The sequence below is a fragment of the Burkholderia sp. b14 genome (assembly GCF_900156195.1).
In the GTDB taxonomy this organism is placed as follows: domain Bacteria; phylum Pseudomonadota; class Gammaproteobacteria; order Burkholderiales; family Burkholderiaceae; genus Mycetohabitans.
Genome location: NZ_FTPJ01000003.1, coordinates 964,350 through 979,542 on the forward strand (window position 1 = coordinate 964,350; position 15,193 = coordinate 979,542).

Below are 15,193 nucleotides of genomic sequence, written 5' to 3' on the forward strand. Positions count from 1 at the left end.
GCAACCATTTCCAACCATTGCAGCTATTATTCGACGCACGGCGGCAACGCGGGTGCACGCCAACGATGTCTGACCGTTCGGGCGTCGGCTCGTAGGAATCGCGCACGGGCACGTGGTTGCTGCCGGCCTAGCGAAGATCGAGCGCGACATCGACGATCATGTCTTCCTGGCCGCCCACCATCTTGCGACGGCCAAGTTCGACCAGGATGTCAACGGTCTTCAGGCCGTACTTCTGCGCGGCCACCTCAGCATGACGCAGAAAACTCGAATACACGCCAGCATAACCCAGCGCAAGCGTCTCGCGATCGACGCGCACCGGGCGGTCTTGCAACGGCCGCACCAGGTCATCGGCTGCGTCCATCAGCTGATACAGGTCACAACCGTGATTCCAGCCCTGCTTGTCAGCAGCCGCGATGAATACCTCGAGCGGCGCATTGCCCGCCCCGGCACCCATTCCGGCTAGGCTCGCATCGATGCGGTCACATCCTTCTTCGACCGCAACCAGCGAATTGGCCACACCAAGGCTCAGGTTATGGTGCGCGTGGATGCCGGTCTGCGTATCGGCGCGCAGCCTCTCCTTCAGCGCGCGGAACCGATCACGCACGTCGTTCATGCCGAGCGCACCACCGGAGTCGACCACATAGATACAGCGCGCGCCATAGCTTTCCATCAGCTGCGCTTGCTCGGCCAGCTTCTGCGGCGTGGTCATGTGGCTCATCATCAGGAAACCGACCGGGTCCATGCCCAGTTCTCGGGCGTACTCTAAGTGTTGTCGCGAGACGTCAGCCTCGGTACAGTGCGTCGCCACGCGCACGACACGGGCGCCGGCATCGTACGCATTGCGTAGGTCGTGGATCGTGCCGATGCCGGGCAACAGCAGCGTGGCGATTTTGGCCCTCGTCACGCTTTGCGCGGCGGCCTCGATCCATTCAACGTCGCTGTGCGCACCGAATCCATAGTTGAAGCTGGAGCCCTGCAGCCCGTCGCCATGCGCGACCTCAATGCTGTCCACGCCGGCGCGGTCCAACGCTGCTGCAATCGCGCGCACGTTCTCCACGCTGTACTGGTGTCGTATGGCGTGACTGCCGTCGCGCAACGTCACGTCGGAGATATACAGTTTCTTGCCGGTGTGGCTCATTGTGCGGTCTCCCGATGGCCGCGCGCCATGCCCGTGTCGAGGCGGCGGTGCGCGATCAAGTCGCCGCATGCAAGCGCGGCCGATGTCATGATGTCTAGATTGCCAGCATACGACGGCAAATAGTGCGCCGCGCCTTCGACCTCCAGGAACACGGACGTCTTCAGGCCGTGCGCGGGCCCGATGCCTGGCACGTTCAGTGGACGCTGCGGCACGATCTCGTCGAATTGGACCTTCTGTTTGAGCCGGTATCCCGGCACGTAGGCCTGTACGCTTTGTACTATTTGCTCGATGCTTTGCTCGACCAGCCGTGTATCGACGTGCTCGGACAGCACAAACACCGTATCCCGCATAATCAGCGGCGGCTCCGCCGGATTGAGGACAATGATTGCCTTGCCGCGCGTGGCGCCGCCCAACGACTCGATCGCGCGGCGCGTGGTCTCGGTGAATTCGTCAATGTTCGCGCGCGTGCCGGGTCCCGCGGACCGACTGGCGATTGACGCGACGATTTCCGCGTAGTGAACCTTGGCCACGCGCGATACTGCCGCCACGATCGGTATTGTCGCCTGGCCGCCGCACGTGACCATATTGATGTTCGACGCGGTCTCAGCATGCAGATTAATCGCCGGAATCACGAACGGCCCAATCGCGGCTGGCGTCAGGTCGATCACCTGCACGCCATGGGCCTGCAGGATCTCATTGTGCCGCGCGTGCGCGGCGGCAGACGTCGCGTCGAACACGATGTCGACGTCGTCAAATACGTCCAGCTCGAGCAATCCATCGATGCCCTGCGCAGTTGTCGCTACGCCGAGCCGTGCAGCTCGCGCCAATCCGTCGGACTGAGGATCGACGCCCACCATCGCACCCATCTGTAGGTGCTTGCCGTTGCGCATCACCTTGATCATCAGGTCGGTGCCGATATTGCCCGAGCCGATAATGGCGACCTTCACCATTTGCGTCATGCTTGTGCTCCAATCATACGGTTTCTTGCTAAGTGGCGCGCGCTGCAAAGCACGCGCCACTTAGCCGGCCACGTGGAATCCGGCGCTGCCCAGCCGCTCGATGTCGATCGATACGTACTGACCCGGCGCGATGTACTCGGCCGAAGTCGCGCCACCCGCCATCACGATCCAACCAGCTTGCAGCGGCTCGCCGGCCTGCGCGGACAAGCGCGCGGCCGCCACCAACGAACGCAGCGGGTGGCCGAGCAATGCCGCGCTCGAGCCGACTTGCTTCACTCGTCCGTCGATGTTCAATGTCAAGCCCAGGTTCGAGAAGTCGATGTGTGGATCACACCACGCGCCAATCACAAAGCCACTGGACGAGGCGTTGTCAGCGATCACCTCGGGCAACGTGAACTTGAAGTTCTTGTAGCGCGAATCGATAACCTCGATCGCTGGCGCGATCGCCTCCACGGCGGCCAACGCCGCCGGGGCCGTCACATCTGCGGCCAGCGGCCGCTTGAGCAGAAATGCGATTTCCGGCTCCACGCGCGGATGCACGAAGCGCCTGAACGACACCGATGCGCCTTCCTCGAGCTGCATAGCGCAGGTCAGCCTGCCCCAGATCACGTCGGACAACCCCATCTGAAGCATCTTCGCGCGACTCGTGAAACCCATCTTCACGCCCACCCTGCGCTCGCCGCGCTCGAGCCGCCGCGCAATGGACGCGGCCTGAATCGCGTAGGCGTCCTCCAACGACAGACGAGCGTCGAGATCGAACTGCTCGACCTCGTGCGCGTCGCGCGCCGCCGTATCAAGCAGTGTGGCGTATTCAGTAATGAAGCTCATCCATGGGCCTCGTTCGAATCACGTTCAAAAGCTGCCCGCACGGAACCCACACCATTGATGCGAGCTTGGACAACGTCGCCGGGCACGATCGGGACCATCGGCCCGAGCGCACCGGACAACACTAGGTCGCCGGCCTTGAGCGGCGTGCCCAAAGCCGCCATCGTGCGGGCGAGCCACACGAGTGCGTTGACGGGGCTGCCCAGGCATGCGGCGCCCGCGCCGACCGACACCGGCTCGCCGCGGCGCTCCATCACCATGCCGCACAACCGCATATCGAACGCGGCAACGCTTACCGGCGTATTGCCTAGCACAAAAGCCCCCGACGACGCGTTGTCGGCAATCGTATCGGTGATCCGGATATTCCAATTCGCGATGCGGCTGCCGACGATCTCGATCGCCGGCAACGCATAGTCGATGGCGCGCAGCACGTCCACATGACTGGGGCGAACCGCCTCGATATCCTTACCGATGATGAATGCGATTTCGGCCTCGGCCTTCGGTTGCGCGAGCACCGACGTGGGAATCGGCTCGCCGTCGCCAAAAGCCATGTCATCGAACAGCATGCCGAAGTCGGGCTGGTCCACGCCTAGTTGCTGCTGCACCGCGACCGACGTGAGGCCGATCTTGCAGCCGATCACACGCTGCCCGCGCGCGATACGCCACTCAGTGTTCTCACGTTGGATTGCATAGGCTGAATCGATCGACAACGACGGCCAGGTGTCGCGAAGTGGTGCAATGTACTCGCCGCTGCTGGCCGCCGTGCGCAGCGCCGCGGCCGCCTGCTGGATCTGTTGTGGCGTCATGTCAGGCCCTCCGCTCCAGCTGCGCAGCCGCTTCGTCCTTCGTGTGCGCACCGATCGCCCAGTGCACGGCCGGCACTTGGGTTGCATACACACGAATGCTCTGCAGCGGTGCGCCAAGCGTCTCGTGCACCGTGACGGCGACCGCCTTGACGCAAGCCTTGACCGCTGCTTCACTGCGGCCCTCGACCAGCGAGATATGTACGATTGGCATCGAACTTCCCTTGAAATACTGAGTCCGCCAGGCGCGGACGCGCCAACACGGTAATGATCTTGCCCACCGCCGGACATACCGTCCAATACTATTTTTTTACGTTACGATACTAAAACGGTATGGCATAACGGGATGCGAACGATGGATCTGAAGCAAATGCGGTACTTCCTCGCAGTCGCACAGGAACGCAATTTCGGACGCGCCGCCCAGCGTCTGCATATTGCGCAGCCACCATTGACGCGACATATCCATGCCATGGAGGCGCAGCTGGGCGTCACGCTGTTCGTGCGCAGTGCGCGCGGCGCGCAGTTGACTGAGGCGGGACGCACGCTGCTCGCCGAAGTGCCCAACATCCTGGCGCTTGCCCAAAGAGCTACCGAGCAGACACAACTCGCCGGCCAGGGGCTGATCGGACGACTGGACGTGGGCATCTTCAGCTCCGGCGTCCTGCAGGTGATTCCGCAGTTGCTCGCCACCTTTCATACCGAACGGCCACGGATTAAGATAGGACTGCACAATCTGACCAAGGCCCAACAGCTCGATGCGCTGCGCGAGCGCCGGATCACGATCGGCTTCAACCGGCTGGTGCCGTACGATGACGACATCGCCGTCGAGAAAGTACTCGAGGAGCCGTACCTCGTCGCGCTGTACGATGGTCATCCGCTATGCAGGAAGGAGCGAATACGACTGCGCGACTTGGACGGCGAGCCGATGATCCTGTATCCGAACGCGCCCGTGCATGGGCTCGCCCAAGAAATCGCGGCCGCCTTTGAGCAAGAACGTGTAACGTTGCGGGTGGAACAGGAGGTGGAGGATGTGGTGACCTGCATCGCACTGGTGGCCAGCCGGTTCGGCGTCTGCATCACCACGGCTTCCGCCGCCAACCTGCGCTTGCCGGGCGTCACCTACCGGCCGTTGCAGTCGCGACGCATGCGCCACATCGAGCTCAGTTGCCTGTATCGGCGCGACGACGATACGCCGATTCTGCATGCATTCTTGGACGTGATCCGGCGACGCCGCCATGCCGGCAAGCACTAGGGGTCGTTAACACACAATAAATGTGTTTCCATTTTGATTCTCAAGGGGAATCAGGATAGTGCGCAGACTGATGAGTGACACGCAATAGGCGAAGATCGACTATCTGTTCGCTTTCGACTATTTTATGGTGCAGCATCGCTTCGCGTTGCATGTATCCGACCTCTTACCGAGCTTGCCAATGGACTTTGATCTAAACGCCGCTTTAAACAACCAGCAGACCTATCTGTGCGCGTTGGCAGCCTGCCCGGCACCCGCCGGCTCGACGCCGCCGCCATTGACGCCGTCAAGCGGTGCCCTGACAGGCAGGTCGGCCACCGGGCCCACCACCTATCAGGACCTACCGCCCGAAGTGATTCAGCGGATCGGTGACTACGTGCCCATTCGAGACATCGGACATTTCTCGGCAATCGATCGCCATACGTATCGTTCAATGCATGACCGGCGGCTTGTCTGGCACTATTGGCAACGTGCTAACCAAGCCACGAACTTGGCGTCAGTCAACCAGCTGCTCGATGAGATGGAGCGCACGCTCCACCAGCCAACGCAGCGGGTCGAGCCCATTGAGTCGCTGCGCCGGCGTCTGCACACGCTGCCGCAGGCCGAGCGCCTCGACGCGTTTAAGCGAGTGTTCTCGGCTGCGGACCGCCTTCCAGAATACGGCGTGCGGATACAAAGGGTAATGCTGTTCACGTTACGTCATCTTTTCGATAACCGTGCATTGTCTGGGCAGGAGTTTCAGGAGGTGTTCGACTTTGTTCACGCAATGGCAGCGCAGCGCGGGCCCGAACAAGAAAATGTCTGGCCGGAACTGGCATACGCATTAGCAACTAGCTGGACTTGCCCGTTCGATGCGTTTCTTGGGTATTATCAGGCGCTTTTATCTCGGTTGCCATCGTTAAGCATGCCTGAGCAAGCGGCATTGATTCCGGTATTGTGCAAAGCATTATTTTATTTTAAACCTAGAGAATGGCGCGTGAACATTCCTGAACTGCATGCGGCCTTACGCGAACGGGCCCGGCAGCTGCCACCGTCTCATCAGGGCGCATCAGTCGGCGCGTTAGCGAGTAAAGTTTGGAGATTGCCGCCAGCGGAGCAATTCACGATCTACGCAGAGCTGCGCGATTGGGCCTTATCGTTGCCCGACGATCAGTGGGGAGCCGCCCTATCGCTGCCAGGTGAGGAGTGGGGACCCCCGCAGTGTTTTCTAAAAGGACTCTATAGGTTGCCGCCCGAACTACGTGCGCAGGAGTTCGCGCTAATTGAGCCCCAGCTGGCGCGCGTACCCGCGGCACAGCGTGAGCAGGTGGCGCTTGGATTGCTTTTCGATATTCATCTCCATAATCTGGATAATGCGCTGGCGCAGCGGGTGTGGCAGCAGGCGTTAAGTCTGCTCAATGGCGTGGATGCGGCAACGTTCTCGCGCTTTCTTTGCAAGCTTCGGGAGAACGGTCCAATAGCTCCGCACTTTCACCAATGGCCATTGGTTAAGGCTGAGATTATCCGCTTTATACAAACCAATCAATTTTCTGAGGCGGCGCTGACACAAATCGGGAACAGTATGCCATGGCTCAAAAGTGAGTTGCCTTAACAGCAGCTTCGGCACGCACAACTTGGCCGGCTGCAACGTCAGTCTGACGCTAGGCTAGCCCTCATTGACATCGCCACGATACTGTGATTCTATTGCTCATATGAACCGCGCACCGATCCGTCTATCGCTACGACTACTAGCCTGCTTGTTCGGGCTAGGTCTGTTTGCGCGCGCTTCATGGCAGCTTCATTAACGAAGCACCCCTGAATCCCCTAATCTGATACCTGGCCCCGGTAACCGACCGGCGGTCTTGTTCGTCCATGCCTTCCGGTCGCAAATGCCGGCCCGATGTTTTTCAACCCTTGGCGAGACGAACCATGCTGAAAGACCCTTCGATCAAATACCGTCCTTTTACGCCGATCGAGCTGCCGGATCGTGTGTGGCCCGCGCGCACGATCACCCGCGCGCCGATCTGGATGAGCACCGATTTGCGCGACGGCAACCAGGCGCTGTTCGAGCCGATGGACGCCAAGCGTAAGATGCGTCTGTTCAAGACGCTGGTCGCCATTGGTTTTAAAGAGATCGAAGTCGCATTCCCCTCCGCCTCCGAAACGGATTTCAACTTCGTGCGGGAGTTGATTGAAGGCGGCCACATCCCCGACGACGTGACAATCGAAGTGCTCACACAGGCGCGCGAAGACTTGATCGAGCGTACGTTCGCGTCGCTACACGGTGCCCAGCGTGCGATCGTCCACTTGTACAATGCCACGGCGCCGGCATTTCGCCGCATCGTATTCGGCACTGACCGCAATGGCGTACGACAACTGACGGAGCGGGCCGCCCGCTTGATCAAGCAACTCGCGGACGCGGCGCCCCAAACGCGGTTCACGCTGCAATACAGTCCGGAGACTTTTACCGCGACCGAGTTAGACTTCGCCAAGGAAGTCTGCGATGCGGTGTTCGACATCTGGCAGCCAAGCCCCGAGCACAAAGCCATCGTCAACCTGCCCGCTACTGTCGAGATTGGGATACCGAATTTCTACGCGGACCAGATCGAATGGATGCACCGTCACCTGGCGCGGCGGGACTCGCTGATCCTGTCCGTGCATCCGCATAACGACCGCGGCACGGCCGTCGCCGCAGCAGAGCTCGCGGTCATGGCTGGCGCGGACCGGATTGAAGGATGCCTGTTCGGCAACGGCGAGCGCACGGGTAACGTCGATCTCGTGACACTCGCGCTGAATCTGTACACACAGGGCGTCGACCCAGGCCTGGACTTCTCGCAGATCAACGAGATCGCGCGCACCGCCGAAGCATGTACCCAACTGCCTGTACATCCGCGCCACCCGTACGCCGGTGACCTGGTGTTCACCGCGTTCTCGGGCTCTCACCAAGATGCCATCAAGAAAGGCTTCGCCACGCAGCAGGTCAATGCCTTCTGGGAGGTCCCTTACCTGCCAATCGATCCGAGCGACCTGGGCCGTACCTATGACTCAATCATCCGCGTCAACAGTCAATCCGGCAAGGGCGGTATCGCATACCTGCTCGAACAGGGCTATGGCATCGCGCTGCCACGGCGGCTGCAGGTCGATTTCAGCGCCGCGGTACAGCGACACACTGACGACAGCGGCCAGGAGGTCAGCGCCGCACAAATCTGGGCGTTGTTCCAACAGGAATATGCGCGCAACGATGCACCGCTGCGCTACATCGGCCACGACTTGTCCAAGCACGAGGGTAGCGAATCCATCGCGGTCACCGTTCAGATCCATGGCCGCCAGCAGGTTCTGACCGGCACGGGCAACGGTCCCCTCGATGCGCTGATGCACGCGCTGCACACGCCGCTGCGCATCCAGCACTACGAGGAGCGCGCGTTGGCCCAGGGCGCCGACGCGCAGGCCATCGCCATCGCTGAACTGGCCGGCCCCGCCGTATGCGGCAGCGCGTTCGGCGTCGGCATTGATGCGAATTTGACGACTGCGTCGATCCGCGCGGTCGTGAATGGCGTGAACCGGGCGTATGCGCGCTGTGACGCCACAAGGCAACGCACGTTCTTCGATGCCGTACAGCAGGCATCGACCAACGCCGGCGTCAGCCGGGCTGCGTAACGCCCCGGTTCAACGCATGCCCAGGCGCGCGGCGACAATACACTGGGTTTCGTGTGCACTTGCGCCTGGATTCCGGTTCGAGGGACGAGCAGCGCAAGGACCTGGCACGAGCCCTCCCACCGCCGATTTCGAGCAGCCCGACATCGCTTACCCATAACCGTAAACTCGTGCGCGAACTCGGCGTCGCGCGCCGCACACCTATCGTCCGACGCGGCGCGATGCCGCAATGAACGGAAACAATCATCACGGAACAGCACGCGGTACCCGTGGTCCAACCCCGGTCATTCGACATCGCCGCCCGGCGGCATCCCCCTTGCCGGCGGCCAGCATTGTAAAAACCTTGCAGATACCCAGCGCATGAACGCCGATATCGTCAATACGCCGTCACCGCGCAAGCCGTTGTTGCGCCGCCTATTGAGCCACCATGAAATAGCCACGCTGCTACTGTTGCTGCACGCGCCAGCCGGCGCCCTCGCGGCCAAGCCGGATGTCGCCGCGCTAGCGGAGGTCGGCCTAGTACGTATCGTCGATTCGTCGGAGAGCGGATCGCACGTCGAGTTGACTCCCGAAGGCGATGCAGTGCTGCGCACGTTGACCGCGTCGCGCTGAGCAGCCAAACAGAGCGACAAATGGATTACGCGGGGGCACCGTCCGGCGTGTCGCGAGTACCAGGACACCGACAGGACGGCCGATCCACTCGCGCACGCCGCCATACACGCCCGTCTAGACGGAACGTTCGTTTACCGATGTATGTGCGTTATCACACCCATAGCGCGGCGTGGCAAGCATCACACATCCGAAGATATCGGGCCACTACGAATAGTCGAATGGCACACCGCGCAGTTCAATGCATGCATCGACTCTGACAAGCACTTAATCGGGATGGCGATCCAATGCGCGAAAAGCGGCAAATCCTGCTCGATACGGCGGCGCGTCTGTTCGCGCAATACGGTTTTCATGCGGTTGGTATCGATCGGATCATTGCCGAATCCGGCATCCCCAAAATGACGATGTATCAGCACTTTGCGTCCAAGATGTCAGTTGGTGCTGGACGTGCTGCGCACGCACGCGGTGCAGCGAGCCGAGTCAGTGGCGGCGTGTTGGTGGACAAGCAGCGGGCAACGCGGGCGCGGCAACGCGAGCCTATCGTGGCGACGGTCAGCCGTTCAGGCCGCGCGCCAGGTCGCGCTTCAGGTCATCGACCCCTTCAAGACCAACCGACATCCGGATTAAGCCTTCGGTGATACCGGCAGCCGCTCGGGCCTGCTCCGTGATCCGCGCATGTGTGGTAGTCGCCGGATGGGTCAGCGTGGTGCGCGTGTCGCCAAGGTTGCCCGTGATCGAGCAGATTCTCGTGCCGTCGATCACGCGCCACGCGTTGGCGCGCATCTGCTCGGGCGAGTCGCCGTTGAGCTCGAACGATACGATCGCGCCGCCGGCACGCTGCTGGCGCTGGGCGAGCGTGTACTGCGGATGCGACTGGAGCCCCGGATAAAAGACCCGGTTCACCGCCGGATGGTTTTCAAGCCAACGCGCCAGCTCGAGTGCGTTGGCTGACTGCCGCTCAAGCCGCACGTGCAGCGTCTCCATGCCCTTAAGCAGCACCCATGCGTTGAACGCGGACAGCGTCGGGCCAGCGCTGCGCACGAACGGGAACACCTTCTCCATCAACAACTGCCGCTCCCCCACCAGCGCGCCGCCGAGCACGCGACCTTGGCCGTCCAGATACTTGGTGGCCGAATGCATCACCACGTCTGCCCCAAGCTTCAGCGGCTGCTGCAACGCCGGGCTACAGAAGCAGTTGTCGACGACGAACAACGCCCCTGCCTGCTTCGCGATCTGGCTCACCGCTTCGATGTCCGACACCTCGGTGAGCGGATTCGACGGCGTCTCCAGAAAGAACATCCGGGTGGTGGGCGTCACCGCGCGACGCCAGGCATGCAGGTCGGACGGATCGACGAACGTTGTCGTGATGCCCAGCCGCGGCAGCATTTGCGCGAACATGCCGAGCGTCGAGCCGAACAGGCTTCGGGAACTGACAATGTGTTCACCAGCCTGCAGTACCGACAATACGATCGACAGGATAGCGCTCATGCCGGAAGCAGTCGCGATACAAGCCTCGCCGCCCTCGAGCGCCGCCAGACGGTCCTGGAACATCGATACCGTCGGATTCGTGAAGCGCGAATAAGTGAAGCTGTTTTCGGCGTCGGCAAAGCGCTCGGCGGCCTGCGCCGCGCTGTCGAAACAGAAGCTCGAAGTCAGCAGCAGCGCTTCGGAGTGCTCGTTGAACAGCGTGCGCCGCGTACCGGCACGCACCGCCAGCGTATCGCTGGACAATCCTGGCAGGTCCCCATCGTGCGGGTGGAGAAAATCGTTCATGGGATGACATTCGCCGATGGATTGCTTGCTTATTCAACCGCCAAATGCAAGTGCAGTTGTGAGCGATCGTTGCCTTCGCCGGCCACATCACGGTCCGACTGTGACGCCCGATCGAGCCGCACCCGTTCAAGCTTGCTTAGATACTCGGCCGTCACGTCGCCGGTGATGTAGTGGCCATCGAAGCACGATGCCTCAAAATTCTGCAGCTGCGGGTTCGTGTCACGCACCGCCTGCTTCATGTCCTCGACGTCCTGGTAGACGAGCGCATCGGCGCCGATGATCTGCGCCACTTCTTGGTCGGTCCGGCCGTGCGCCACCAATTCACCGCGGATCGGCATATCGATGCCATACACATTCGGGAACCGTACTGGCGGTGCCGCCGACGCAAAGATCACCTTGTTCGCGCCGGCGTCGCGCGCCATCTGCACGATCTCTTGTGACGTAGTGCCGCGCACGATCGAGTCGTCGACGATCAGCACGTTGCGGCCCTTGAATTCGACTGCCATCGCGTTGAGCTTCTGGCGCACCGACTTCTTACGCACTGCCTGACCAGGCATGATGAAGGTGCGGCCAACATAGCGGTTTTTGAAGAACCCTTCGCGATACTCGATATTGAGCTTCTTGGCCACCTGCATCGCCGCCGGCCGCGACGAATCAGGAATCGGCATCACGACATCGATCTGCATGCCGGGCAGCGTGCGCTTAATCTTCTCGGCCAAGTAGTCACCCATGCGCAGCCGCGCGTCATAGACGGGCACGCCATCGAGTACCGAGTCGGGCCGCGCCAGGTAGACCAGCTCGAAGATACACGGGTTCAGGCTAGGATGCTGCGCGCATTGCTTTGCGTGTAGCGCGCCGTCCATGCCGATGAACACGGCTTCGCCCGGCGCCACGTCTCGTACGAACTCGAAACCGATGCCCTCGAGCGCGACCGATTCGGATGCGATCATCCATTCGGTGCCCTGCGCAGTGTCGTGCTTGCCGATGGCCAGCGGCCGGATACCATGCGGATCGCGAAACGCCAGCAACCCGTATCCGGCAATCAACGCGACGATCGCATAAGAGCCCTTCACACGCCGGTGCACCCCGGACACCGCCTTGAAGATCGCATCAGGCTCCAGCGAGAACCCGGTCGTGGCCAACTGCAGCTCGTGTGCGAACACGTTGAGCAACACCTCGGAATCGGAACTCGTGTTGATGTGCCGACGGTCGATGCGGAACATTTCGTCCTTAAGCTGTTCCCAGTTCGTCACGTTGCCGTTGTGCGCGAGGATGATACCGAACGGTGCATTCACGTAGAACGGTTGGGCCTCCTCTGCACTGCTGGCCGAGCCGGCGGTCGGGTAGCGGACCTGGCCGATCCCGCAGTTGCCGGGCAGCGAACGCATGTTGCGCGTGCGGAACACGTCACGCACCATGCCGTTTGCCTTGTACATGTGGAACGTACTGCCGTTGACCGTTGCAATACCGGCCGCGTCCTGGCCGCGATGCTGCAGCAGTAGCAAGCTGTCATAGATCAGCTGATTGATGGGAGACTGGGAAATTACGCCTACGATGCCGCACATGGCATGTCCTTCAAAGAAATTGAATCCGGGTGCCGCTCAGAAATGCACGTACGCTGCAATCGCGGCCGGCAGGAACGGTTTCAGTTCGCGCACGCCGTATTCGGCATAAGGCCTGAACATCGCGTTGCGCCAAAAATTCTGTCGCGGCAGCTCGGTCAACCCGGCGACCGCCACCAATACGAGTACCAGCAGGACGCCTCGTATCAGCCCAAATAGTATGCCCAACGTGCGATCGACACCGCGCAGCCCGCCGGCTTCGGCAAGCCGCGTGATCAGCGCACCGACCACGCCAGAGACAACCAGTACAGTTGCCGCCAAGCCGAAAAATGCGACTAGGTACTGCGTCAGCACACCGCCGGGCCAGTTCGCCGGTACATAGCGTACCAGCGCTGGCGCATAGACCGCGGCGACAATCAACGCGACGACCCACCCAATCAGGCCGAATACCTCCGCCAGCAGCCCCCGCCACATCCCGCGTAGCGCCGACAGGCCGATGACCACGATCACGGCGTAGTCGAAAGCGGTCAACGTCGCGTCTGTCACTTCGTCAGCCGTTCTCTACTGTGTGCGCTTGCTGTCGCCGCCCGAAGTCAGGCCGGCCTCGCGCACCTTCGCCACCGCGGCAGCGGCCGCCGAACGATCGGCGAAAGGTCCGGCGCGCAATAGGATGCGCTCGCTGCCGTCGGACTGGCGCCGGCGCTCGACATAAGCCGGCACGCCAAGCGCCTTCAACCGGCCCACCCAATCCCGCGCGGCGGCATCGCTGTTCAGCGCGCCCAGTTGCACCACGTAGCGATTGCCGGCTGGTGCATTCGGCGTACCGCCGGGGCTCGACGCGTCAAATGACGCATTCGCACCGCTTTGTGCTCGAGCGCGCCCGGTTTCCATCGCAGTCTTGCCGCGCGGCGGCGGCGCGGTGGCCGGCATCACCTCATCGCCATGCGCATGCGACGATGCCGGCGCCGATTCGAGCCGCGCCGGAATGTGGATGGCGATGTCGTCGGTAAAGGGCTTTGGTTGGGAGTCGAGAATCATCGGCAGCGCGACCACGGCCGCCACGACCAGCGCGATCGCACCGACCAGGCGCCGACGCGCGCGCTGTTTCTCAGGCAGCGTCGGATCGAGCAGCATCGCGTCCGGATCGGGGCGGCGCTCGGCACGCTGCTCGCGGCGGCTCGTGCGGCCGGCACGGCTCCCCGCGGTGGTCCGAGACGGGCCCGCGTTGTCTTTGCTGCCGAAGGAGAACAATCCCATATATGGCTCGTGGCGGCGCCGGCAGGCCGGTTTGCCCGGCTCGCGCGCCGCGCGGATCAATGATGCTGCATCTTACGATAGGCCATCACGACGGCTACCGTATAGAAACTACCAAAGACCACGATTCTATCATTTTCGCCCGCCCGGCTGAGTGCATCCTGATAGGCAAGCTGTGGATTCGCGAACCGCCGAATCGACGCGTCCGAGGATGCGTCGGGATCGCCGCGCGACACACCCAGCGCCACCAATGTCTGTTCGATGTCGACCGCACTGGCCGCACGCGACGTGGGCAACTCGGTTACACACCAATGGTCGACCTCGCCTTTCAAGCGTGCGAGCACACCGGCGATATCCTTGTCGGCCATCGCGCCGAACACTGCATAGGTGTAGGGGAAATAGCCCATGTTGCCCAGATTCTGTGCCAACACCGCGGCCGCGTGAGGGTTGTGCGCAACATCCAGCACGATCGCCGGTTTGCCGGGCAGCACCTGGAAGCGCCCGGGCAGCTCGACATTGGCCAGCCCGAGCCGAATATCCTGCGCGCTGACTGGCAGACGCTCGCGCAGCGCCTCGAGCGCGGCGAGCGCCGCCGCGGTATTGAGTAACTGGTTTGCGCCGCGCAGCGCCGGATAGGCCAGCGCCGCGCGTTTGAGCGTACGGCCGCGGTAGCTCCATTGCTGCCGCTCGCTGCCGGCATGACCCTCGTAGTGGAAATCGCGGTTGAACAACCACAGGTCGGCGCCGATCGACTCGGCATGCTCGACCACGCTGGACGGCGGCAGCGGATCGCCAACGATCGCCGGCTTGCCGGGACGGAAGATCCCCGCCTTCTCGCGGCCGATCTGTTCCCGCGTGTCGCCAAGGTAATGCTGGTGGTCCAGATCGACGCTGGTGATGACCGCACAATCGGCATCGATGATATTCACCGCGTCGAGCCGGCCGCCCAGGCCGACCTCTAAAATCACCGCATCGAGCTGGCGGGATGCGAACAAGCGCATAATCGCCAGCGTCGTGAACTCGAAGTAAGTCAACGACACCGGCTCGGGCAACGACAACCGTGCAGCCTCGATCGCTTCAAAATGCGGCAGTAGTTCGTCATCAGTCGCATTGCGGCCATCCACACGCGCGCGTTCGTTGAACTCGAGCAAGTGGGGCGACGTGTGGCACCCGACGTGATAGCCGGCACGCAGCAGAATCGCTTCCAGAATCGCGCACGTCGATCCCTTGCCGTTGGTGCCGCCCACGGTGATCACCGGACAGTCGAACTGCAGGCCAAGCGCCGCTTTGACGCACCCAATGCGTGCCAGCCCCATGTCGATACCGACCGGATGGGCGGTTTCCAAATGCGTGAGCCAATCCTGAAGCGTGGCGAAAACAGTCATGAC

14 protein-coding genes and 1 pseudogene are annotated in these 15,193 nt (G+C 62.0%); 5 read left to right on the top strand and 10 right to left on the bottom strand.

The features are described from left to right. Nucleotides 1-127 precede the first annotated feature (127 nt). From dmpG to B0B13_RS08680, 5 genes are read right to left on the bottom strand one after another with little or no spacing between them, the layout of a single operon-like run. A complete protein-coding gene (gene dmpG / locus B0B13_RS08660; RefSeq protein WP_076795753.1) occupies nucleotides 128-1,138 on the bottom strand; it encodes a 4-hydroxy-2-oxovalerate aldolase in 1,011 nt (336 codons plus the stop codon). Beyond that, entirely contained in the window at nucleotides 1,135-2,097 is a 963-nt protein-coding gene (locus B0B13_RS08665; RefSeq protein ID WP_076797232.1) for an acetaldehyde dehydrogenase (acetylating), read from the bottom strand. Before B0B13_RS08665 ends, dmpG begins: the two co-directional genes overlap by 4 nt. A gap of 60 nt (nucleotides 2,098-2,157) precedes the next feature. Then, a complete protein-coding gene (locus tag B0B13_RS08670) occupies nucleotides 2,158-2,925 on the bottom strand; it encodes a 2-keto-4-pentenoate hydratase (RefSeq protein WP_076795755.1) in 768 nt (255 codons plus the stop codon). Further along, complete coding sequence (locus tag B0B13_RS08675) at nucleotides 2,922-3,728, bottom strand: 2-keto-4-pentenoate hydratase (protein ID WP_076795757.1); 807 nt, start codon at nucleotides 3,726-3,728, stop codon at nucleotides 2,922-2,924. Before B0B13_RS08675 ends, B0B13_RS08670 begins: the two co-directional genes overlap by 4 nt. 1 nt (nucleotide 3,729) lies before the next feature. After that, nucleotides 3,730-3,939 (bottom strand): tautomerase family protein, encoded by a 210-nt coding sequence (locus B0B13_RS08680; protein WP_076786533.1) that lies wholly within the window; start codon nucleotides 3,937-3,939, stop codon nucleotides 3,730-3,732. 141 nt (nucleotides 3,940-4,080) lie between these two features. Here B0B13_RS08680 and B0B13_RS08685 point away from each other — a divergent pair, with 141 nt between their 5' ends. The 5 genes and pseudogenes from B0B13_RS08685 to B0B13_RS19310 all read left to right on the top strand — a co-directional run. Beyond that, nucleotides 4,081-4,977 (top strand): LysR family transcriptional regulator, encoded by an 897-nt coding sequence (locus tag B0B13_RS08685; protein ID WP_076797233.1) that lies wholly within the window; start codon nucleotides 4,081-4,083, stop codon nucleotides 4,975-4,977. 487 nt (nucleotides 4,978-5,464) lie between these two features. Continuing rightward, a complete protein-coding gene (locus tag B0B13_RS08690) occupies nucleotides 5,465-6,565 on the top strand; it encodes a hypothetical protein (RefSeq protein WP_338909844.1) in 1,101 nt (366 codons plus the stop codon). Nucleotides 6,566-6,882: 317 nt separating this feature from the next. Continuing rightward, on the top strand, nucleotides 6,883-8,610 hold the full coding sequence (gene leuA, locus B0B13_RS08695) for a 2-isopropylmalate synthase (protein ID WP_076795759.1): 1,728 nt from the start codon (nucleotides 6,883-6,885) through the stop codon (nucleotides 8,608-8,610). A gap of 357 nt (nucleotides 8,611-8,967) precedes the next feature. After that, on the top strand, nucleotides 8,968-9,219 hold the full coding sequence (locus tag B0B13_RS08700) for a hypothetical protein (protein ID WP_076786528.1): 252 nt from the start codon (nucleotides 8,968-8,970) through the stop codon (nucleotides 9,217-9,219). A 284-nt stretch (nucleotides 9,220-9,503) separates the two neighbouring features. After that, nucleotides 9,504-9,644, top strand: a pseudogene (locus tag B0B13_RS19310) (TetR/AcrR family transcriptional regulator); the annotation flags it as partial. A gap of 124 nt (nucleotides 9,645-9,768) precedes the next feature. On the opposite strand, the gene B0B13_RS08710 reads toward B0B13_RS19310, so the two are convergent. The 5 genes from B0B13_RS08710 to folC are packed head-to-tail and all read right to left on the bottom strand — an operon-like array spanning nucleotide 9,769 to nucleotide 15,190. After that, the gene (locus tag B0B13_RS08710; protein ID WP_076786526.1) at nucleotides 9,769-10,989 is read right to left on the bottom strand and encodes an O-succinylhomoserine sulfhydrylase; all 1,221 of its coding nucleotides are present in this window, start codon (nucleotides 10,987-10,989) and stop codon (nucleotides 9,769-9,771) included. Nucleotides 10,990-11,018: 29 nt separating this feature from the next. Next, nucleotides 11,019-12,554, bottom strand: coding sequence for an amidophosphoribosyltransferase (gene purF / locus B0B13_RS08715; protein ID WP_076786524.1), 1,536 nt, complete (start codon nucleotides 12,552-12,554; stop codon nucleotides 11,019-11,021). A 36-nt stretch (nucleotides 12,555-12,590) separates the two neighbouring features. After that, nucleotides 12,591-13,097 (bottom strand): CvpA family protein, encoded by a 507-nt coding sequence (locus B0B13_RS08720; protein WP_083703693.1) that lies wholly within the window; start codon nucleotides 13,095-13,097, stop codon nucleotides 12,591-12,593. A 15-nt stretch (nucleotides 13,098-13,112) separates the two neighbouring features. Then, complete coding sequence (locus tag B0B13_RS08725) at nucleotides 13,113-13,808, bottom strand: SPOR domain-containing protein (RefSeq protein ID WP_076797235.1); 696 nt, start codon at nucleotides 13,806-13,808, stop codon at nucleotides 13,113-13,115. A gap of 56 nt (nucleotides 13,809-13,864) precedes the next feature. Then, nucleotides 13,865-15,190 carry a bifunctional tetrahydrofolate synthase/dihydrofolate synthase gene (gene folC, locus B0B13_RS08730; RefSeq protein ID WP_076795764.1) on the bottom strand — a complete coding sequence of 442 codons (1,326 nt, stop codon included), beginning with the start codon at nucleotides 15,188-15,190 and terminating at the stop codon, nucleotides 13,865-13,867. Nucleotides 15,191-15,193: the final 3 nt, after the last annotated feature.